This is a genomic window from Marinobacter aromaticivorans, from assembly GCF_002806975.1.
GTDB classification, from domain to species: domain Bacteria; phylum Pseudomonadota; class Gammaproteobacteria; order Pseudomonadales; family Oleiphilaceae; genus Marinobacter; species Marinobacter aromaticivorans.
This window is the reverse complement of the sequence record NZ_NIHD01000008.1, coordinates 1-20,664: the sequence shown is the minus strand read 5'-3', so window position 1 is coordinate 20,664 and position 20,664 is coordinate 1. Positions and strand designations below refer to the sequence as shown.

Here is a 20,664-nt window from a genome sequence, read left to right as displayed (position 1 = left end):
GGTGTCGCGTAGCCAAAGGCTACCCCACAGGGTTAATAAGAAATGGAGGTGCGGATGCACGTTGTCGTTATTGGTGGTGGCGTAGTGGGTGTTACCACCGCCTGGGAACTGAACCGTCGCGGGCACCAGGTTACGGTGCTTGAGCGTCATGATACCGCGGGGGACGAAACCAGTAAGGGTAACGCCGCCCAGCGGTCCTACGGTGTGGTTTACCCCTGGGCGGACCCGAGCATGGTCTTTAAGGCCTTACCCTGGCTCATCAAACAGGATGGTCCGTTGAAACTGCGGCTACCACCGTCGCTGGATGCCGTGCGATTCATGTTGTCTACCCTGCGTTATGCCTGGTCACCAGGCCTGTTTGGTTTGAACAAACGCGCCATGCTTCGCCTCGGTATTCACAGCCGTGAACGCTTTCTCAGGCTTGAAGAGGAACTGAATCTGGCGTTTGATGGCGGCCACCGTGGCCTGCTTCACCTTGCCAGCACGCCTGACGAGCTGGAGGTGTACCGGGGCACGCAGCGGATATTGAACGAAATGGGCATCGCGTCCCGGCTGCTGACACCGGAGCAGGTATACGAGGCGGAACCCGGCATGGCCCGCAATGGCCCGTTATATGGCGCCTTGAGTTATGACACCGATGGCACGGGTGACTGCCACCTGTTTTCCCAGGGTCTCGCCCGGGCCTGCCAGGACAAAGGCGTCCAGTTCCGTTACAACGTTCAGGTGGAGCGGCTGAAGGCCAATAGCCAGACTGTCGAGGCCGTGTTGTTGCGTAACGAAACTGGTCAGCAAGAAACCCTTGCAGCCGATGCCTTTGTGATCAGTGCCGGTTGCTGGTCGCCGGAACTGGTTCGGCCGCTGGGTCTTAAACTGCCCATATACCCGATCAAGGGCTACAGCATTACCGTGCCACTGAAAAATCCGGAAAAGGCGCCGGTTTCCACGATCCACGACGACAACTACAAAGTTGTGTCGACGCGCCTGGGTGACCGCTTGCGCGCCACCGGTTTTGTGGAACTGGCTGGTTTCAACCGTGATATTCCTGAGGCGCGTATCGCAACCATCCGGAAATCCGTGGAGTCCCGCTATCCGGGTTGCGCGGATCTCAGTGCCGCAGAAACCTGGACCGGTTTTCGCCCAATGACGCCGGACGGCCCTGCCATTATTGGCCGCGGACCGCGCAGCAATCTGTATCTCAATACAGGCCACGGTACCTTCGGCTGGACCTTCTCGGCGGGCAGTGCTGATGTGATCGCCCAGGTGATTGATGGTGAGGAACCCGCCGTATGCCTGGATGCCTTCCGCCCGGGGCGCCATCAGGAGTGAGTGTTCAGCAGCCAGCTGAATCCCACTACTCGCGCTGGCAAATGCTCAATGACTGGCTGGTGCAGCATCAGCCCATCTGGCAGCCGGCGCCGTTTACACAACGTCGGCCAGGCTGGATTCAAAGCTATCCCGGGTTGGCGCACATGCTGGCAGAGCTTACCGATGCGGAGTGTGATGCACTGGCTGATGCACCCGGTGCGCTGGCCGAAAGGGCTTCCCGACACCTGCCGGAACTGGCCCTGTACGATCGCCTGACCAGCCTGCCTGATCTGTCACCCGGGCTTGCTGAGGTCAGAGCGGCGACACTGCCGGAAGCCAGGGCAACAGACATGCCCGGGCGCAAGCGGGAACAGGCGGGTGCCTTTGTGGCTGCGCTTCAACCCCTGAAGCATGCCACCCTTGACTGGTGCTGTGGCAAGGGGCATTTGTCCCGAACCCTGGCGGCCTCGAGCCGGCAGCCCTCTGAAGGGTACGAATGGAACCCGGAGCTGGTGGCCAGCGGTAATCGCCTGGCCGCCCGCTTCGGCGATGGCGTTCAGATCCGCCGGCAGGATGTGATGGCGCAGAGCCTGCGCTTGCCGGACCAGGTTCATGTTGCAGCCCTGCATGCCTGTGGTGATCTTCACCGGCAGTTACTGCGGCGTGGTGCTGCTGCGGCTTTGCCGCGCCTGAGTGTGTCACCCTGCTGTTACCACAAGATTTCAGATGGCCCCTATGAGGTACTCTCTGAGTTTGCACGGGCCTATGACAACAGGTTGAAGCCACATCGCGATGATCTGCGCCTTGCGGTGCGGGAAACCGTAACCGCGCCGGCAGGCGTCAGGGCGCAAGCGACAACCTTAAGCCAGTGGCGGCTGGGCTTTGATGGCCTGCAACGGGCTGTTCGCGGTGCCGATCACTATCTGCCGCTGCCTTCGTGTTCTCCACGGCTGATCCACAAGGGGTTCCCCGCCTTCTGCCATTGGGCCGCAGAGAAAAAACAGTTCCGTCTGCCGGATAACATCGATTTTGATTACTGGCTCGCCCACGGCATGCAACGCCACGCTGAGGTTCGCCGCTATGAGCTGCTCCGGCATGTGTTTCGCCGACCACTGGAGCTCTGGATGGTTCTGGACTACGCGGTTTTTCTTGAAGAGCAGGGATACAGGGTGCGGCTTGGCCATTTTTGTGCCCGCACACTGACGCCCAGGAATCTGTTGCTGGACGCAGTCAGGGTTTGCGGTACTCCACCGACTCAACACAGCCGTCTTTGAGTCAGAAAGGCGCCCGAGGGCGCCTTTCTGACTCCACTTACTTTTTACCTGCGCTCAGGCTAAATCAGCGACGAACCTGAATGCGGGCTTCAACCCGACGGTTCTGGGCGCGGCCTGCAGCAGTGTCGTTGGAGGCAACGGGCTGTGATTCACCATAGCCTCTGGCGCTGACTTTTTCAGGATCTACCCCCAGCGGGCCAGTCAGGCGATCAGCAACGGCTTCGGCGCGACGCTGAGACAGGCTCTGGTTATAGCCGGCATCGCCGGTGCTGTCCGAGTGGCCGGCAATTTCCACGATGGTTTCCGGGTTTTCACTCAGGAAATCGGCAACGCGGCGAATCTCGTCATCATACGCATTGCTGATGACAGAGCTGTTGGTCGGGAACTGAACCTCAATGGTAAAGGTTTCAATAGTTTCGGTTACGCCTTCACAACCGGTTTCATCGACCACGGCACCCGCCGTGGTGTTGGGGCAGAGATCCTGGCTGTCGACGACACCGTCATTATCGCTGTCCAGTTCACAGCCCCGGCTATCTACCTCCGCACCCCGTGGCGTGTCAGGGCAGGCATCACGCGCATCAGGCACGCCATCACCGTCTGTATCGACCGGGCTCCTGGGTGCAGGAGCCGAAGTGCCTACTGTACGGTTAAAAGCAAAGCTGATACCCAGAGATACCTGGGTGTCAAAGGTACTTTCATCGATGCCGTGAAACTCGCGCAGGTCGCCACGCAAAGCTAAGGAATCCGTTACATTGTAGCGAAACCCGGTACCCACGTTAACGCGGGTTTCATCATGGCCAGTACCCGCGGTGTTATAGCTGATTGTATCCCCGACACCGAAATCTGCATGGCCCGCGCCTACGGATACGTACGGGTTCCAGGCTTTGTCCTGGGGCGCAAAGTAATAGGTGGCATCCAGGCGGAGCTCTTCGAATTCTGAAGAGCCGTCAACGTATTTCCGGTCTGCATCGGCGCGGGAATATAACGCCTCGACCGCCCAGTTGGGCGCAAACCGGTATTCCAGGCCCACTCCAAACGTACCGGTTTCGCTCAGGTCACGCTTGTCATCGAAAAGCTGAAAAGCGGCGAAAGGGTTGATGTATACCGTTTCTTTACGTTCGGCCAGGGCTGGCGCGGCAAGAGTGCTGGCGATGGCAGCCATCGCGATCGGGCGCATGATGTTCATGCAGAACCTCCTGTTCGGGTTTTATTACAACGGCTGAATCATAGAAATGTTCAGGGTGTGCATGTACGGGTAACTTAAGCTAAAGGGTTACAAAAAACAAAGAATTGATAATTAATGTTACATCAGGGAATGTACGTGTCAGTTCCTCGACCGGCCCTATAGTCTGACCTTTCACGGGGATGGAATGCTGAAATAGAGATGTGCGCTTTTTTTACTGAAGTTCATTTTTTCGCCGCTGGAAAAATGTACTTCGAATGAGCTTTCGTCTTCTGCGATCACACTACCTATACCAAAAATGCTGTGATTGAGGCGCGGCTGGTGCCACAGGGGTGACTTGCTGCCGGCGATTGTCAGTGCCCTGCCCTCAAGGGCAACACCCTCCTGCGCTGCGTAACGGGAGCCAACAGGCGTTAATGGCGCTTCCAGCTTGAGGGAACGGTCGGTATCGGGCGCCCGGTTATCAAGCCAGTGCCCGAACTCATTGGCCAGATCAAAACAGAATTCGTCGACAAACCGGCTGGGGCCCTGATCACCATCCAGATGGGGCTGGTTGCTCTCTGGCCGGCTGATCAGGTGCAAAGCTTTGCGGGTGCGTGTCATGGCGACGTACAGCAGGCGTCGTTCGCTTTCCAGAATCTCCCGGGTATTGTCCTGGGCGCGCGGGCTATGGGGCAGGTACTTCTCCTGTAACCCGGGAATAATCACCCGCGACCATTCCAGCCCCTTGGTGCGATGAATGGTGGAGAGCAGAACGCCCCCGCCAGCCCGCTTTTCACTGGCTTGCTGGCGCAGTGCCTTGAGGTGCACAAGGGCTCCTTCAGCATCCACATCCAGGCCTTTGAGGTATTCGCGCAAGCCGTGAATGGTATCTATGCGCTCCTCTGCAGTGTCATGGGTAAGCGCCAGGCTGCGAACACCTTCATAGAGGTCGGTGTGCTCCGCATAGACTGTGATCAGCCCTGCAACGGGGCCGGAATAACCGCGCAACTGTTGCAGAATCTCACCCAGTTTACGCAACTTGCGTGCAGCCATGGGAGCCAGGGCGCCAAAATCCAGTGCCAGCAGGCGCTCATGCCAAGCGGAAGTAAACCCTGCAAGAAAACGCGCCAGTTGCTCCAGCTCCGATTCTTTGAGGCCGACATGCGGGAAGCGCAGAAGCAGTCTTGCCAGCTCAAGCCGATCGTCCTCCGGCAGCCTTTCCAGCGTTCCGGAAACCACTTTCAGCAATGCCGTAATGGCCTGTACTTCGCGGCTGAACAGCGCGCCTTTGCCAGCGTCAATGCGATAAGGGATCTGCAGGGCCAGCAACTTGAGCTCAATGGGCACGCTCTGGCTCCACACCCGGAACAAAATGGCGGTGTCCGCCAGGTTACCTGAAAGATCATCACCTGTTTCCCGCCCGAGTATCTGTAATACCGCCTCTGCATCGTTCGCAGCCCGGTGCAGGGTGATCTCCGTAGCCGGCGTGGAGGGGTGGGAGTGGCACAGCACATCCTTGCGCCCGCTGTTGTGGCAAATCAGATGGTTGGCCAGCAGTGCCACGCGGTGGCCATAGCGGAAGGTATAACTCAGTGTTTGCTCCAGCGGGCTTTCAAACTCGTCACTGAAGCGTTTGAGAATAAACTCGGGCTTTGCGCCCCGGAACTCGTAAATGGTCTGATCCGGATCCCCCACGACCGTTACCCGGGCACGGTCCCCGGCAACGTAGCGCAGCAACAAGTGCTGAATCTCGTTGGTGTCCTGGTACTCATCCACCAGAATCAGATCCATCTTGTTGCCCACCAGCCGTTGCAGGGGCGGGTTCTGGTGAATGGCCATGACCGGCTCGTACAGCATGTCGGCGAAACTGATCCGACTGTGCTCTTTGCGCCACTGTTCAAAACTGTGAAATAAATCAATCAGGTACCGGTGCTTTTGTGAATAACCCAACTCTTCAAATACCATCTCGGCGGGCGACAGGGTGGTTTTCACCAGATCAATAAACCCGGTTGCGGTTTCAACAAAATCCTTCTTGTTGCGCTTTATTTCATCCGCCAGTTCTTCCGGCGCCAGCCGACGGGTTAACAACCAGGCCTGGAAACTGATTTCCTGCTCGGTCAGAATTTTCTCCGAAAAACCAGGCAGGTAACCTTCCCGTACAAAGCGCTTATACAGCCGCAGCCCCATGGCGTGGTAGGTGCGGATTTCCGGAAGCACCAAGCCGCTCTGATGACACACCTCTTGCAGCTTGCGCTCAAAATCCACACGGGCGCTGCGGTTGAACATCAGCACCAGCATGCGGGCCGGATCGTGACCTTGCTGCAGCAGATAGCGAATGCGCCAGGCCAGGGTGGAGGTTTTGCCACTGCCGGCCACAGCAGTGATCACCGAGTGCTCGTAGCCGGCGGTAATAATTGCCCGCTGCTCGTCGGTGAGAAAATCAGGAAGATCCAGGGTGTGGGGTTCCGGGGTGTTTGTCGGCATGGGGCTATTGTACTGGCCAACTGGTAGTGGCGGTACCTGTGCCGTTAACATGACGGATTAACTGGGCGAATCCACCTCAATAGTTGGAGAGCGACGAGGCGAGACCTTATCCAAAATCGTGCGGAGCCATGGATGGCGGAGCCGAGCGTACATGGATGTATTTACAGCGTATTTTGGATAAGGTCTCGCCTCGTCGCTAACTCCCAAGGCCAGAGAGAACAGGCATGCAAACTGAAAAATCGATTAACGTACTGGGTGAAGAACTGGAAACCTGTGGCACCGACCCGGAAACCGGCTTTTACCGGGACGGTTGCTGCAACACCGGCCCGGATGACCATGGGTCGCATACGGTTTGCGCGGTGGTAACCGACGAATTTCTGGAGTTTTCCAAAGCCCGCGGCAACGATTTGAGTACGCCCGTGCCCGCGTTCGGGTTTCCGGGCCTGAAAGCGGGAGACAACTGGTGCCTGTGTGCGGCTCGTTGGCATGAAGCGTTTGAAGCCGGCAGTGCGCCGCGAGTCCGGTTGCGGGCCACGCATCAGGCGGCTCTGGAACACTGTGCTCTTGGTGATCTGAAATCCCACGGCATAGATCTCAGTTAATGACCTTCGGGATAGTGCCTCCTGTGCCCGATGCCGACGCCTGGCGCTCGCTGCAGTCCGGCCTTGCCGCTGCCGGACATCGGCGGCTGGTATTGCTGGAAGGCGCGCGTGCGCTTGCCATGCAGTGGCTGCAAACGCTGCTGCCAGGCATTAACGCAGAAGGCGGGCTATGGGTCGGGCCTGCCGGTGATGTGCCCGATAATCGCCTTACCAGTATTGACCCGGCCAAGGCCCGCCAGTGGTTGGGGCAGGAAACATCAGTCATCGTATGGGATGGCTGGCAGGGGAACCCGCCGGATGCGTTTGCGGCGCTTTCAGGTACGTTGAAAGCGGGCGGGTTGCTGTTCTGGCTGATGCCTTCGCTGGCGGAGTGGGAGCACTTTGCCGATCCGGATTATGCAAGAACCGGTCTGGACCATGACCAGCCACATCCTTTTGCCAGGCGAATGGCGGGCATTCTGGCGGCCGATTCGTCAGTAATCCGGGTGCAGATTGGTTCGTCAGAAGCCCTGGCACTGCCCGAGCTGCCCAACCTCAAACCCGAATTTACCGTTGCCACAACTCCCGATCAGCAGGAGTTGGTCGGCAAGCTGGTGGCCTTCGGGCTGGGGCGCCGGCGCCGGCCAATTGTGGTGACTGCTGACCGGGGGCGGGGCAAATCTGCGGCGCTGGGCATGGCTGCAGCACAGTTACTGCAGCAGGGGCGCAGGCAGGTTCTGGTAACAGCGCCATCAAGGGCTAATGTGAATGCTCTGTTCGAGCACGCCCGGCAAAGCCTGGGTGCTGAGGTGCAGGATGCCAGGGAAGAGCGCATAGTAACCGGGTCGGGCGCGCTGCTACGCTTTCTGCCGATTCGGGAGTTACTCAGTGAAAAACCGGAAGCGGAAGTGATCATGGTAGACGAAGCTGCGGCTATTCCCGTTTCCCTGCTCAAGCGAGTTCTTCTGGGCTGGCCGCGAGTCGCTTTTGCTTCCACCGTCCATGGTTATGAAGGGGCGGGGCGTGGGTTTGCCGTTCGTTTCCGGCAGATTCTTGAACAGGCCACACCTCAGTGGCAATCACAGACGCTCTCAAGGCCTGTACGCTGGGCCACTCATGATCCCCTGGAACGTTTGATTTTCAGGCTGTTTTTATTGGGGGCCGATCATAATCCGGATGACCTGGCAGTGGAGCGGTCCGGAGATCTGGTGATCGAGCCCTGGCAGCCCGGGCTGGCTTCCGAAGCGGAACTTGCGGACGCATTTGGTCTGCTGGTCAATGCTCATTACCGGACAACCCCGGCCGACCTTCGCCAGTGGATGGACGACCCGCTTGCAAGGAGTTGGCGGGCCCGGATTAACGGGCAAACCCTGGGTGTGCTCTGGGGTGCCGTGGAAGGCGGCCTCAGTAACGCTCTGGCAGAACAGGTAGCCAGCGGCAAGCGCCGGGTCCGCGGGCACCTTCTGCCTCAGTCCCTGGCCAGCCACAGCGGGTTTCCGGAGGCGGCCAGCCAGCGTGGTTTACGGATTATCCGCATTGCCGTGTCCGCACAGGCCCGGCGCAGGGGAATCGGTGGCAGCCTGGTTGCAGCGGCGGCTCTGGATGCCAGCCAGGTGGGGGTGGATTTTATCGGTACCAGTTTTGGCGGCAGTGCCGATCTTTATGGCTTCTGGGCCACCAGCGGATTGGCGCTTGCACGCATTGGTTTTCAGCAGGAGGCCACCAGCGGCGAGTACCCGGTGCAGATGATCCGTGCCCTGAGTGCGCAGGGAGAATCTCTGGTTCAGCGGATTCGTATGCGGCTGGCCCGGCACTGGCTGGTGCTGGTGCCACTGAGCTGGAAAGCCCTGGAGCCGGCGTTGTTGATGGATATGACCAGCGATCTGCCTGCAGGGCTCTCGCCGGATACGGCAGACATCCGGGATCTGAAAAATTTTGGGGGTGGGCACCGGGGGTTTTTGCTGACTCTGCCGGTTCTGCGTGAACTGAGCCTGGCACCGGCCGTGATGGTTTGGCTTCGCGGGCATCAGGATGCGCACCTCTGGTGCCGGTCGGTACTGCAAGGGTGGAGCTGGCCTGAGTTGCGCAAGGAGGGCTTGTGCTCGGGCCAGCGCGAGGGTGAAGACCGCATGCGTGCTGTGGTCCGTGAACTTTTGCAAAACGGGCCAGAGTTGTGACCCGCTCGATTTAATTGTGGCCGCCACCCGCTCAGAATAGGCCGGAATAAAATTTCAGAGACTACCCGTTATGGCCAAGGGAACCGGCTCCTTCCTGTTTTCGATCCTGCTATCCACTTTGTTGCTGTTTCCAGCGTTAACTATGCTTTCAGGCTGCGCATCCAGAGCAGCTCCGGCCAATCTGAGCCAGCAGGCTGACAGCCCTTCAGGCTCCACTCTTTATAAGGCAGCCGCAGAGGGCGATTTTGAAGCGGTTGGCAATCTGATCGAGTCGGGTGCCCCTCTGAATACACTTACCGGGGCTGGCACCCCGTTAATGGCGGCTGTTCGCGCGCAGGCAGACCGTGTTGTGTGGTACCTGTTAAGCCGCGGAGCGAATCCGGATCTTGCGGAGAGTGATCAGGTTACACCCCTGATGGTGGCCTCGGAGCAGGGCGACCGTCGGCTTGTGCGCCTGCTGTTGTCCGCTGGCGCCAAAGTGAATGCTCCGGATACCCAAGGCTACACAGCAATCATGCGGGCTGCCGAGAAGGGTGAGTTGTCTGTGGTCAAGGTACTGCTGGCAGCGGGTGCCAACGTGAACGTCAGCCAGGATGGCGAATCGCTGCTGATGAAAGTGGTAGCAACGGGCGATTTGCTGACTGCCGAGATGCTTCTGGCCGCTGGCGCCGATGTGAACTTCCGTGCAGAGAGTGGCACGACTGCTCTGGACGTGGCCCGCGCCGGCAATCATCGGGATCTGGAAGTGTTGCTGGTGCAGGCGGGGGCCGAGTTCTGATACCAGCGTGGAAGCCCTGTATTATTCCAGCTGCATGGGGTCAGTCTGATCGTCCCACACGGGCAGGAAGTGGGCGTCAATAACGCTCTGGGGCACGTCTTCAATACGCGGGAAAGACCACTGCGGGTTCTGGTCGCGGTCAATCAACCTGGCTCTTATGCCTTCGAGAAGATCGGGCCTGCGCGCGCATTCCCAGACCATGGCCAGTTCCATCCGGAACACATCTTTGAGTGACATCTGCTGGGCTTTTCCGAGCTGATTCCACAGTAGCCATGCCGAGACGGGGCAACCCGCCTGCATTGTTTTGATGCAGGCTTGCCACCAGTCAGTGTCGATGCGAGCCGTCAGCAACCGGTCAATAATGTCCGTCAGGCTGGAGCCAGCACACAGCCTTGCAATATCTCTTTCGTGCAACTCCAGGTGGCTGGCCGGCAGCGCATGGTAATCCCGGGTTTCCAATTGATGCAGCAAGCGGAACAGGCGATTGTCATCGGCTGCTGTGTTGCCACTCCAGCGCTCGTTACGCAGTTGCGTGAGTAGGCCTTGCTGATCCTCCGAAGGCAGAGCCATGTCTGCCAACCCCACGCGCAGTGCGTCGGTCACATTCATACGAGCCCCGGTCAGGCCCATAAACAAACCAAGGCGACCCGGCAGCCGGTTGAGAAACCAGCTTGCACCAACATCCGGGAACAGGCCTATGGAAATTTCCGGCATGGCCAGAGTGGCGCTTGGTGTCAGCATGCGATAACGGCAGGCGGAAAACAGGCCCAGGCCGCCGCCCATTATGATGCCGTGGCCGATGCCGACAACCGGTTTCGGAAACCGGTGCAGGGCGTAGTCCAGCGCATATTCATAGCGGAAAACACTGAAGGCTGCTTCGGGATTCTCAATGCCTTTTAATGATCGATACAGTTGCTGTATATCGCCCCCTGCGCAAAAGCCTCTGTCTCCGGCGCCTCGTATCACAACAAGGCAGATGCGCTCGTCCGCCGCCCAGTGTTCCAGCGTGTCCCTGATAGTGAGGATCATTTCTTCAGTCAGGGCATTGATTGTGGCGGGGGAGTTCAGGGTCATCAGCCCCATATGTCCCTCGCGACAGGGAAATTCCTGGACCTCTACGGACATTAACGGTGTCTCCGCTCGGTAAAATAATCTCTAATTTGATCTTTGATCGTATAATCGCTCTAACCGGCTGAAAGTGAAAGAATGCGAGCTTTGAGTCAAACGCATTGACCTATGGCATTTGCGCTATCGCACGTGTGTGCTATAAGGTTCAGCCAGTTTTCGGTTCGGTTCACAATACCGGTTCGCAAACCTTAAAACGATGATGAGAGGTTAACCATAATGAATTTCAAACACTATGCTGTTGCAGGTCTTTTTGCACTGAGCGCCGCTGTTCCTGCAGTATCCTCGGCTGCCGGTGATGCGGAAGCAGGCAAGGCCAAAGCGGCCGTTTGTGCTGCCTGCCACGGCCAGAACGGGATTGCCCAGATTCCAATGTATCCTAACCTGGCGGGTCAGCACGAACAGTATCTGGTCTCCTCCCTGAAGGCCTACAAGGACAAGCAGCGTAGCGGTGGCCAGGCTGCCATCATGCAGGGCCAGGCCATGGCCCTCAGCGATGAGGATATCGCCGACCTCGCAGCCTACTTCGCAAGCCTGCCAGCAGACGGCGGCAAGTAAGGGCTGTATGTCAACACAGCAGCTCAGGCTGCTGTGTTGACAATTCGATAGCTCGGGCGATAGGCCGATACGCCCGGCAATTTCATCCGGTTCTGCGCAACGAACTGTTCCAGCATGGCTTCCAGCGGCTTGAGCAGCATTGGATCCCCGGCGATTTCAAACGGCCCCCTCTCCTTTACTTTCCGCATCCCTCCTTCCTTCACATTGCCCGCAACGATGCCACTGAATGCCTTTCTCAGATTAGCGGCAATAAGGTGCACGGGTTGATCGCGGTGTAACTCCAGGGCGAGCATGTTTTCGTGATCCGGCTCGAAGGGCAGCTGGAAGACCGGATCGATCTTCAGCATCCAGTTGAAGTAATAGGCATCCTGCATGGCGCGCCGGAAGGTCTCGACCTTTTTCATGCCTCTTTTCATGGTCTGCGCTACACGCACCGGGTCATCAATGATGATTTCGTATCTGCTGGCGGCGTCATCACCGAGGGCGTTACGGATGAACTTGTCGATCATCTCGAAATATTCAGCATTTTCCGGCCTGCCCGTGAAAACGACCGGAAACGGCAGGTCGGCATTGTCCGGATGTAAGAGAATACCCAGCAGGTAGAGGATTTCCTCTGCTGTGCCCACACCCCCGGGGAAAACGACCACACCGTGGCCACAGCGCACAAAGGCCTCCAGGCGTTTTTCGATGTCTGGCATAATCACCAGTTCGTTTACAATAGGGTTTGGTGATTCCGCGCCGATAATGCCAGGCTCGGTGATGCCGATATAGCGGCCATTTTTTATCCGCTGCTTGGCGTGGGCAATGGTGGCGCCTTTCATGGGGCCTTTCATGGCGCCCGGGCCACAACCGGTGCAAATGCTCAGTTTCCGCAGGCCAAGCTGGTGCCCGACCTCCTTGCTGTACTGGTATTCCTTATCGCTGATGGAGTGCCCCCCCCAGCAAACGACCAGATCGGGCTGACGGCCAGTCTGAAGCGCTCTGGCGTTCCGCAGGATGTGAAACACCATATTGGTAAGATCAGCAGGCTCGTTGCTCTTCAGAATCCGGGCAAAAGGCGGCGTTGAGTGGGTGTAAACAATATCCCGCAGTACCGAGAACAGGTGCTCGCGAATGGCCCGCAGCATTTCGTCGTCCACAAAGGCATGTGCCGGGGCGTTGATCAGCTCCAGCTTCAGGCCCCTTGGCTGGGGTATCAGCCGTATATCAAAATCCTTGTGGGCATCCATCAAGCCCTGGCAGTCATCAGTCACAACGCCGGTGTTGAGCACGGCAAGAGCGCACTGGCGGAACAGCCGGTACAGGCCGCCTTCGCTTCTGTCTTTGAGCAGATTGACTTCGTGATTGGAAAGTATTTCCAGGCTGCCCTCAGGTGATACAAGAGCATTGATGGTTGTTTCAGTCATGTACGGAACAGCTCCCGAGTGTTGCGGTATTGCCAGATTTTGAGGCGTAGCGTCAAAACGTTACACTAAGCGTTTTACCCATAATACACCATCCGACCAAGCGCCCATTTATGAAACTTCTGATCCGTCCTGCCCCTGAGGTTACCATCAAGAGTAAGCCTGTCCGCCGGCGCCAGATGCGGCACCTGCGCCAGAATATCCGTAAACTTCTGGCACAGCTTGACTACGGTATTATAGTAGACGGCAGCTGGGACCGGGTGGATGTTGAAGTGCCAGAGGGCCGGGGGCTGGACGGCCTGGTAATCGATGAACTTTTGCGCATTCCCGGCATTTCCACCATTCAGGAGATAGCTGAGTTCCCGCTTGTCAGCCTGGAGGATATTGCGGATAAAGCGGTGGCGGCGTTCTCGGGGCGGCTTGACAGAAAGTCCTTTGCGGTTCGTGCCCGGCGCCACGGAGAACATGACTTCCAATCGGTGGATGTCCAGCGTGCGGTAGGCAGGGCGCTGATGCAGTCGGCAACTGGTGCCCGTGTTGATCTGCGATCTCCGGATGTGGAGGTACGCATTGAAGTGCGGGGCGAGCGCTTCCACATTGCCCATCGCAGGCATCGTGGTTTGGGCGGCTACCCGCTGGGCAGTGTTGAAAATGTGATGACACTGGTGTCCGGGGGCTATGATTCCTCGGTTGCAGCCTACCTCATGCTGCGCCGTGGCCTTCGTAACCACTTTCTGTTTTTCAATCTGGGTGGTGTGGCGCACGAAGTTGGTGTACGCCAGGTCGTCCACTACCTGTGGGATCGCTACGGGGCATCCCATGGTGCCAAATTTATATCCGTGCCTTTTGAAGGTGTGGTGGAAGAAATCATGCGGTCGGTGGGTCACCGGCATTGGGGGGTGGTGCTTAAGCGGCAAATGCTGAAGGCCGCCAGCGAAATCGCCCGAAATAACAATGCCGTTGGCCTGGTAACCGGCGACGCGGTGGCCCAGGTTTCGAGCCAGACCCTGACTAACCTGAACGTGGTTGACCGGGCCAGCGAAGTGGTGGTTCTGCGACCGCTGATTGCCATGGACAAGGAATCCATCATCAACATTGCCCGGGAAATTGGTACAGAACCCTACGCTCGAAACATGCCCGAATACTGTGGTGTGATATCCCGGAAGCCAGCCACCCGTGCGCGCCTGAGCAGGGTGGAGGCAGATGAGGCAGCAATGGATCCTCTGGTCCTGTCGCAGGCTATTGAGGCCCGTGAGGAAACGCCGGTTCATGAGCTGCTTGCAACCACCACCACCCCGGAAGACGTGGATCTGGTGACAACGCCAGCTGTGAATGATGTCATTATTGACGTGCGGCACCCGGCAGAAGGGGAACATTCTCCGTTAAAACTCACCGGTAATGAGATCCTGAAGATTCCGTTTTATGAATTGAACCGCAAGGTGGGAGAGTTGCCGCCAGAGCGCCAGTATCTGCTCTATTGCGATCGCGGCACCATGAGCCGGATGCACGCCGTGCATCTGAAAGCGGAAGGGCACGAAAACATCAAGGTTTACGCGCCCGCTTCATAAGGCTTTTTCAGCCGGCCAGGCCCTTGAAGAACTGCTGAACATTTTCGCTCAGCGTATCGAGATCGTAGCCGCCTTCCTGAACAACCAGCATGGGAAGGCCAAGCTGGCGCATGTGCGCGCTCAGGCGACAAAACCCCTCTGAGGACACCGAAACCTTGGCCTGTGGATCGTCCTTGTAAATATCAAAGCCCAGGGTCAGGATCAGGGCGTCGGGCTGGAACAGCCGGATGGCCGCCAGGGCCTCGTCGAGTTTGCCAAAAAAATCTTCTTCAGATGAACCGTGGGGCATGGGCATGTTGATGTTGTAGCCGTAACCCTCGCCTTCGCCGCGCTCATTTTCAAAACCGGTGACCACCGGGTAAAAATTGGTAGGGTCGCCGTGGATGGAGATGTAAAGCACGTCGCTGCGATCGTAGAAGATTTCCTGGATACCCTGGCCGTGGTGCATGTCGGTATCCAGAATCACCAGGCGCGGGAAACGGGGCTTCATGTGTTCGGCGGCGATGGCAGCATTGTTGAGATAGCAGAAACCACCTGCGGAGTCCTTGCGGGCATGGTGCCCCGGCGGCCGGCAAACCGCGTAGGCCGTACGATCACCCGCCATGAGGGCGTCCGCAGCGCCGAGTGCGGTCTGCGCCGACCAGTAGGCCGCTTCCCATGTGTGTTCGCCGATGGGGCTGCTGCCGTCCGCCTGATAGCGGGCTGCCTCTGCAAGAATGCCTGACAGGTGATTGGGGGAGCGGACAAAAATGTTGGAAATGACTTCTTCTCCCCAGTCCTCCATTTCCATCCAGCGCCGGTGGGCGGATTCCAGAAAGCGCAGATACCCCAGATCGTGCACCCTGGATATCGGCCCTGCACCCTGATCCGAAGGCTGCAATACCTGTGTGCCGATTTTTTTCAGACCTTCCAGCATCTGGCTGGTGCGGTCCGGCACCTCCTGAGGCTGACGCATCTGGCCCCGGGTGAAGTAGGTTCGGGGCGAGTGCTTGTCTTGTGCGGGATGAAAAAACGCTTTCATTATCCGACCTCCTGAATGTTCGGTACTGCTCCGGTACTGTGAGCATAGGCAATGGGAGTATAGGCACAGATGGAGATTGTTCAAAAGCCGGGCCATTGACTTTACAGGTAGTGATTCAGCATCCACTATGAAAGACAGATTTAACTGACGCAACCATGCATCTTTCATTCACATTTTGCGCACCTTTGCATTTATTCTGCAGGTGTCTTACTGACTGACTGAACAGGAGCCGAAATGATCGAGTCACCACTGCTGGAAAAGCTGACCGGCTACATCGGCGGTCGCTGGACTGATAACAAACCGGGCAACACTTTTGATGTCTATAACCCGGCAACGGGCGAGGTGATCGCCCAGGTTGCTTCCATGTCTGAGAGTGAGGTTGAGGCTGCGGTGGAAGCCGGCAAATCCGCGTTAAAACTGACCAACCCTTATTCCATCGAAACCCGCAGGAAATGGCTGGAAGACATCCGTGATGCGCTGAAAGAGAACAGGGAAGAAGTTGGCCGTATCCTGTGCCTTGAGCATGGCAAGCCCCTGAACGAAGCCCAGGGCGAGGTGGATTATGCCGCAGGCTTTTTCGATTACTGTTCCAGACACATTCAGGCACTGGACGCCCACACGCTCCCGGAAAAACCCAAGGACTGTACCTGGACCGTGCATTATCGACCTGTCGGGGTCGCCGGGCTCATTACACCCTGGAACTTCCCGATCGGAATGATTGCGAAAAAGCTTTCTGCCGCTCTGGCAGCAGGTTGTCCGTCTGTGATCAAACCGGCCAGCGAAACGCCCCTGACCATGATCGCTCTGTTCAGGCTGATGGATAAACACGTGAACCTGCCGGACGGTATGGTGAACCTGGTAATGGGCAAGGCCAGTGTGATTGGCAAGGTTCTGTGCGAAAGCCCGGATGTGCCCATGCTGAGCTTTACCGGCTCCACCGAGGTGGGCCGCAAGCTGATTCTCGATACTGCAGACCAGGTTAAAAAACTGGCTCTGGAGCTGGGAGGCAACGCGCCGTTTATCGTGTTTGATGATGCGGATCTGGATGCTGCAGCGGATAACCTCATCGCCAACAAGTTCCGTGGTGGCGGGCAGACCTGCGTGTGTGCAAACCGTATTTTTGTTCATGAAAAGGTGATGGACGCATTTGGCGAAAAGCTTGCAGAGCGTGTGAACAAAATGACGGTAGGAGATGGTATTGCAGGTGATGTGGACCTTGGGCCTCTCATCAACAAAGCAGGGTTCGACAAGGTAAAACGCCATCTGGAGGACGCGCTCGCCAAGGGTGCGTCGCTGGTTGCGGGTAAACAGCCCGGCGAACTGGGCGAAGGGCATCTGTTTTTCCCGCCAACGGTGGTTTCCGGCGTAACACCGGATATGTGCTGCTCCCGGGAAGAGACCTTCGGGCCGCTGGTGCCCATGGCCAGCTTCCGCACTGAGGACGAGGTTATTGAGGCCGGTAACGATACCGAATTTGGTCTGGCCTCCTACGTGTTCACCGCCGATGCGGAGCGCGCCCAGCGCGTTGCCGCCGGCCTGCGGTTTGGCCATGTGGGCTGGAATACCGGCACCGGGCCAACGCCAGAGGCGCCTTTTGGCGGCATGAAAGCCTCCGGAATCGGTCGTGAAGGCGGGCTTGAGGGGTTGTTCGAGTTCGTTGAAGCACAGACGGTGCCCCGCGGATTCTGACCTCCCGGGCGTGCAGACAAAGAAGGCGGGCTGAGGCTCGCCTTCTTTGTTTTCAGTCCGGCAAAGCAGGCGCCGGGCAAGGCTGATATACTTGCTACCTGTTCATTTAACCAGTAGCGAAAGTGTTCCCTATGGATGTCTCCCACATTATTGATTCCCTGAATGATGCCCAGCGTGAGGCGGTTACGGCACAGAACGACCATTTGCTGGTGCTGGCCGGTGCCGGGAGTGGCAAAACCCGGGTACTGGTGCACCGGATCGCGTGGCTGATGCAGGTAGACCGGGTTCCGCCTACGGGGATTCTGGCAGTCACCTTTACTAACAAGGCTGCCAAAGAGATGCGCTTCCGCATTGAAGAGATGATGCACATTCCGTCGCGGGGATTGTGGTTCGGGACCTTTCACGGAATTGCCCACCGCCTGCTGAGGGCGCACTGGAAAGACGCGGGCCTGCCGGAAAACTTTCAGGTACTGGACAGCGACGACCAGCTCCGGCTGATCAAGCGGGTAATGCGGGAGGCGCAGATTGACGAAAGCCAGTTCCCGCCGAAGCAGGCCCAGTGGTTCATCAGCAGCCAGAAAGACGAAGGCTTGCGGGCTGACCATATCCAGGAAAACCCCGGGGATCATTTCACCTCCACCATGCTGAAGGTGTACCGGCGCTACGAACAGCTTTGCCAGCAGAGTGGCCTGGTGGATTTTGGCGAGTTGCTGCTGCGCTCCCATGAGCTCTGGCTGCACCGGCCGGAATTGCTGGCCCATTATCAGCAGCGTTTCCAGCATATTCTGGTAGACGAGTTTCAGGACACCAACACCATCCAGTACGCCTGGCTGCAGGTGCTGGCAGGCAAACGCGTTCCGCTGACGGTGGTGGGGGATGACGACCAGTCCATTTATGGCTGGCGCGGCGCCAGAATTGAAAACATCCAGCAGTACCAGCGGGATTTTCCCAACGCCCGCCTGGTGCGACTGGAACAGAATTACCGCTCCACCCAGCTGATCCTCAAGGCCGCCAACTCGGTGATTGCCAACAACCGGGGCCGGCTGGGCAAGGAACTCTGGACCGACGGGGTGGAAGGCGAGCCTATTAGCCTGTACGCCGCATTCAATGAGCAGGACGAAGCCAATTACATCGCCGACAGCATTTCCGCTTGGGTTAATGAAGGTAATCTGCGCAGCGAAGCCGCGATTCTTTATCGTTCCAACGCCCAGTCCCGGGTGCTGGAAGAATCCCTGATGCGTCATGGTATTCCATACCGGGTGTATGGCGGCCTGCGCTTTTACGATCGTCAGGAAATCCGCAATGCTCTGGCTTACTTGCGTTTGGTGCACTATCGGCGGGACGATGCTGCCTTTGAGCGGGTGGTAAACGTGCCAACCCGGGGCATTGGCGCCAAGAGCCTGGCGGAGCTGCGTGAGTACGCAGTCAACCAGAGCGCGTCCCTGTGGGAGGCGGCTGAGAGATTGCTGGAGGCGGGGCAGGTAAAAGGCCGGGCAAAAACCGGTTTGCAAACCTTTATCGGCATTATTGAAGAGCTATCGGCCATGGCGGAAGAAGCCTCGCTTCAGGGGCTTATGAAGCAGACCATTGAAGCCAGCGGACTGAAGGACTATCACGCCAGCGAGAAAGGTGAGAAGGCCCAGGCCCGGGTGGAAAACCTGGAAGAACTGGTTAACGCCCTTGCGGATTTTGAGGTGGAAGAGGGCGTTGATCCACTCTCGGAATTTATTGCCCAGGCGGCACTGGATGCCGGTGAATCCCAGGCGGGAGACCATGAAGACAGTGTGCAGCTCATGACCCTGCACTCCGCCAAGGGCCTGGAGTTTCCGTTGGTGTTCCTGGCCGGTGTGGAGGAAGGGCTGTTCCCCCACAGCATGTCACTGGAAGAGCCAGGGCGCATGGAGGAAGAGCGGCGACTGGCCTATGTGGGCATCACTCGGGCCATGAAAAAGCTGGTGATTACCTACGCAGAATCCCGCCGCCTTTATGGTCAGGAAAAGTTCCACGCACTCTCGCGGTTCGTGCGGGAGATCCCCAGCGATTGCCTGCAGGAGGTCCGGTTGCGCAACACGGTAACCCGCCCGGCCATGGTGGATCGCCCCAACGAAGGCCTGTTCAGCCAGGACGCTGCCCGGCAGTCCGGCTTCAGCCTGGGCCAAAGAGTGCGGCACCCGAAGTTTGGGGAAGGTATTGTTCTGAACGCCGAGGGCAGCGGGCACCATACGCGGGTGCAGGTGAACTTTGATGAAGGAGCCAAGTGGCTGGTGCTGGCTTATGCGCCCTTGGAGGCTTGCTAGGTGCGTGCAACGGCGAGCCTGATCACAAAGCTTAGCCTTCTCTTCGTTCAGTATGCCGTTTCCGGGCATTGGTTCTGAGAGATCAGGCGGGTGACAGTATTTGCGCATTCGGCTACTATCATTCTGCATTTTTGGTCATCTAAGGATAGATGAAGGTAACCATGAAGGACTCAACAGCCCAGAGCCGGAAGGCTCACGCAAGCAACCTGCCCTTTACCCCCAGCTCAGCACCGCTGGGCGCCCACGGTGCACCCATTTGCGTACACGAAAAAGCAAACGTGCGGCTACAACGCTCGGATAACCTCGGGCGCCCCAGGGCTTTTACCCACGCCGGCACGATCAGGGATGAAAGCGGCCATGTCGCCACGGCTGACCTGCAAAACGGCACTGAAGATACGCCGGATAATGCCGAGGCTCTCTTCACTCAACTCGTCACCGGAAACGCCAGTTGGCACTGGCCGGAGGAGCCAGAAGGCGAGCACCTGATCGGGTTCGACACCCTAAGCGAACAACGCCGCTTCGCCCCCGGCCAGCACCTCGACGAAGGGGTAGATCTCACCGTTATTCAGGGCGAACGCACAGCCAGGGCCATACACTTGCCACCACCGGTGATCATTAACCTGCGCGAACCGGCACCTTCAACAGGCGATTTACTGACAGACGAGCAACTGGATTACTTCCGGGCAAACGGCAACAACGCGCTTATCTATATACACGGCTACAACGTGCCCCATGGGGAGTGGGGGCGGTTTCTGAAGTACGACGGCAGCCGCGAGCCCTACCACGGCAACGCACCGTCGTTTGCAAAGGCCTATCGCTGGCACCCCGATAAAGCCACGGTTTGGCAGGATGGGGAAGCACTGTCGGGCAAAAGCACAGTTACACCGGGTGAGGAAAAGCTGAATGGCACAGGCGCCCACAACTGGGCGATTCACATGGAGTACCAGCTGAACCGCGCTGCGGGTTTTGATGGCCAGGACTGGATGCCCTACAGCCGCATTATCAATATTTCCTGGCCAGGGAACACCGGCGCCATCGACTTCATGCAGGCGGAGCTGAATGCCATGGCAAGCGGGCGGCGTTTGGTGCCCCTACTTCACCAGCTGGCAAACGCCGGCATTGCCATCAACATCATCACTCATTCACTGGGGGCACGGGTGGGCCTGACCGCCCTGAACATTCTGGGCACCACCGGCCATCACAATCTGGTCGACCACCTGTTTCTCTGGCAGCCAGCGG

At 58.1% G+C, this 20,664-nt stretch carries 15 protein-coding genes; 10 read left to right on the top strand and 5 right to left on the bottom strand.

The window, feature by feature from the left end:
• The first annotated feature begins 54 nt into the window (after positions 1-54).
• Positions 55-1,326 (top strand): D-amino acid dehydrogenase, encoded by a 1,272-nt coding sequence (locus CDH48_RS12480; RefSeq protein WP_100689084.1) that lies wholly within the window; start codon positions 55-57, stop codon positions 1,324-1,326.
• Positions 1,287-2,579, top strand: coding sequence for a methyltransferase (locus CDH48_RS12475; RefSeq protein WP_100689083.1), 1,293 nt, complete (start codon positions 1,287-1,289; stop codon positions 2,577-2,579). The genes CDH48_RS12480 and CDH48_RS12475 overlap by 40 nt, the downstream gene beginning before the upstream one ends.
• A gap of 64 nt (positions 2,580-2,643) precedes the next feature.
• On the opposite strand, the gene CDH48_RS12470 is transcribed toward CDH48_RS12475, so the two are convergent.
• Both CDH48_RS12470 and CDH48_RS12465 read right to left on the bottom strand, forming a co-directional pair.
• Positions 2,644-3,765, bottom strand: coding sequence for an OmpA family protein (locus CDH48_RS12470; RefSeq protein ID WP_100689082.1), 1,122 nt, complete (start codon positions 3,763-3,765; stop codon positions 2,644-2,646).
• A gap of 171 nt (positions 3,766-3,936) precedes the next feature.
• Positions 3,937-6,228, bottom strand: coding sequence for an ATP-dependent helicase (locus CDH48_RS12465; protein ID WP_100689081.1), 2,292 nt, complete (start codon positions 6,226-6,228; stop codon positions 3,937-3,939).
• Between the two features lie 224 nt (positions 6,229-6,452).
• On the opposite strand from CDH48_RS12465, the gene CDH48_RS12460 reads away from it, so the two are divergent.
• The 3 genes from CDH48_RS12460 to CDH48_RS12450 all read left to right on the top strand — a co-directional run bounded on the left by CDH48_RS12460 (position 6,453) and on the right by CDH48_RS12450 (position 9,764).
• The gene (locus tag CDH48_RS12460) at positions 6,453-6,830 is read left to right on the top strand and encodes a DUF2237 family protein (protein WP_100689080.1); all 378 of its coding nucleotides are present in this window, start codon (positions 6,453-6,455) and stop codon (positions 6,828-6,830) included.
• Positions 6,830-8,986 (top strand): tRNA(Met) cytidine acetyltransferase TmcA, encoded by a 2,157-nt coding sequence (locus CDH48_RS12455; RefSeq protein ID WP_100689079.1) that lies wholly within the window; start codon positions 6,830-6,832, stop codon positions 8,984-8,986. Before CDH48_RS12460 ends, CDH48_RS12455 begins: the two co-directional genes overlap by 1 nt.
• 70 nt (positions 8,987-9,056) lie before the next feature.
• Positions 9,057-9,764 carry an ankyrin repeat domain-containing protein gene (locus CDH48_RS12450; protein WP_100689078.1) on the top strand — a complete coding sequence of 236 codons (708 nt, stop codon included), beginning with the start codon at positions 9,057-9,059 and terminating at the stop codon, positions 9,762-9,764.
• Between the two features lie 21 nt (positions 9,765-9,785).
• On the opposite strand, the gene CDH48_RS12445 is transcribed toward CDH48_RS12450, so the two are convergent.
• Positions 9,786-10,889, bottom strand: a complete 1,104-nt coding sequence (locus CDH48_RS12445) for an enoyl-CoA hydratase/isomerase family protein (RefSeq protein ID WP_100689077.1) — start codon at positions 10,887-10,889, stop codon at positions 9,786-9,788.
• 219 nt (positions 10,890-11,108) lie between these two features.
• On the opposite strand from CDH48_RS12445, the gene CDH48_RS12440 reads away from it, so the two are divergent.
• Positions 11,109-11,447, top strand: a complete 339-nt coding sequence (locus CDH48_RS12440; RefSeq protein WP_100689076.1) for a c-type cytochrome — start codon at positions 11,109-11,111, stop codon at positions 11,445-11,447.
• A gap of 23 nt (positions 11,448-11,470) precedes the next feature.
• Here the strand turns inward: CDH48_RS12440 and ppnN are convergent, their stop codons facing one another.
• Entirely contained in the window at positions 11,471-12,853 is a 1,383-nt protein-coding gene (gene ppnN / locus CDH48_RS12435; protein ID WP_100689075.1) for a nucleotide 5'-monophosphate nucleosidase PpnN, read from the bottom strand.
• Positions 12,854-12,963: 110 nt separating this feature from the next.
• Between ppnN and thiI the strand changes: the two genes are divergently transcribed.
• Positions 12,964-14,418 carry a tRNA uracil 4-sulfurtransferase ThiI gene (thiI, locus tag CDH48_RS12430; RefSeq protein ID WP_100689074.1) on the top strand — a complete coding sequence of 485 codons (1,455 nt, stop codon included), beginning with the start codon at positions 12,964-12,966 and terminating at the stop codon, positions 14,416-14,418.
• A gap of 7 nt (positions 14,419-14,425) precedes the next feature.
• Here thiI and CDH48_RS12425 read toward each other — a convergent pair whose 3' ends face one another.
• Positions 14,426-15,439 carry a histone deacetylase family protein gene (locus CDH48_RS12425; protein ID WP_100689073.1) on the bottom strand — a complete coding sequence of 338 codons (1,014 nt, stop codon included), beginning with the start codon at positions 15,437-15,439 and terminating at the stop codon, positions 14,426-14,428.
• Positions 15,440-15,673: 234 nt separating this feature from the next.
• On the opposite strand from CDH48_RS12425, the gene CDH48_RS12420 reads away from it, so the two are divergent.
• The 3 genes from CDH48_RS12420 to CDH48_RS12410 form a co-directional block, all read left to right on the top strand.
• The gene (locus CDH48_RS12420; RefSeq protein ID WP_100689072.1) at positions 15,674-17,128 is read left to right on the top strand and encodes an NAD-dependent succinate-semialdehyde dehydrogenase; all 1,455 of its coding nucleotides are present in this window, start codon (positions 15,674-15,676) and stop codon (positions 17,126-17,128) included.
• A gap of 131 nt (positions 17,129-17,259) precedes the next feature.
• The gene (gene uvrD / locus CDH48_RS12415; protein ID WP_100689071.1) at positions 17,260-19,425 is read left to right on the top strand and encodes a DNA helicase II; all 2,166 of its coding nucleotides are present in this window, start codon (positions 17,260-17,262) and stop codon (positions 19,423-19,425) included.
• A 161-nt stretch (positions 19,426-19,586) separates the two neighbouring features.
• On the top strand, positions 19,587-20,664 hold a 1,078-nt coding region (locus tag CDH48_RS12410), incomplete at its 3' end, for an alpha/beta hydrolase (protein ID WP_198515503.1).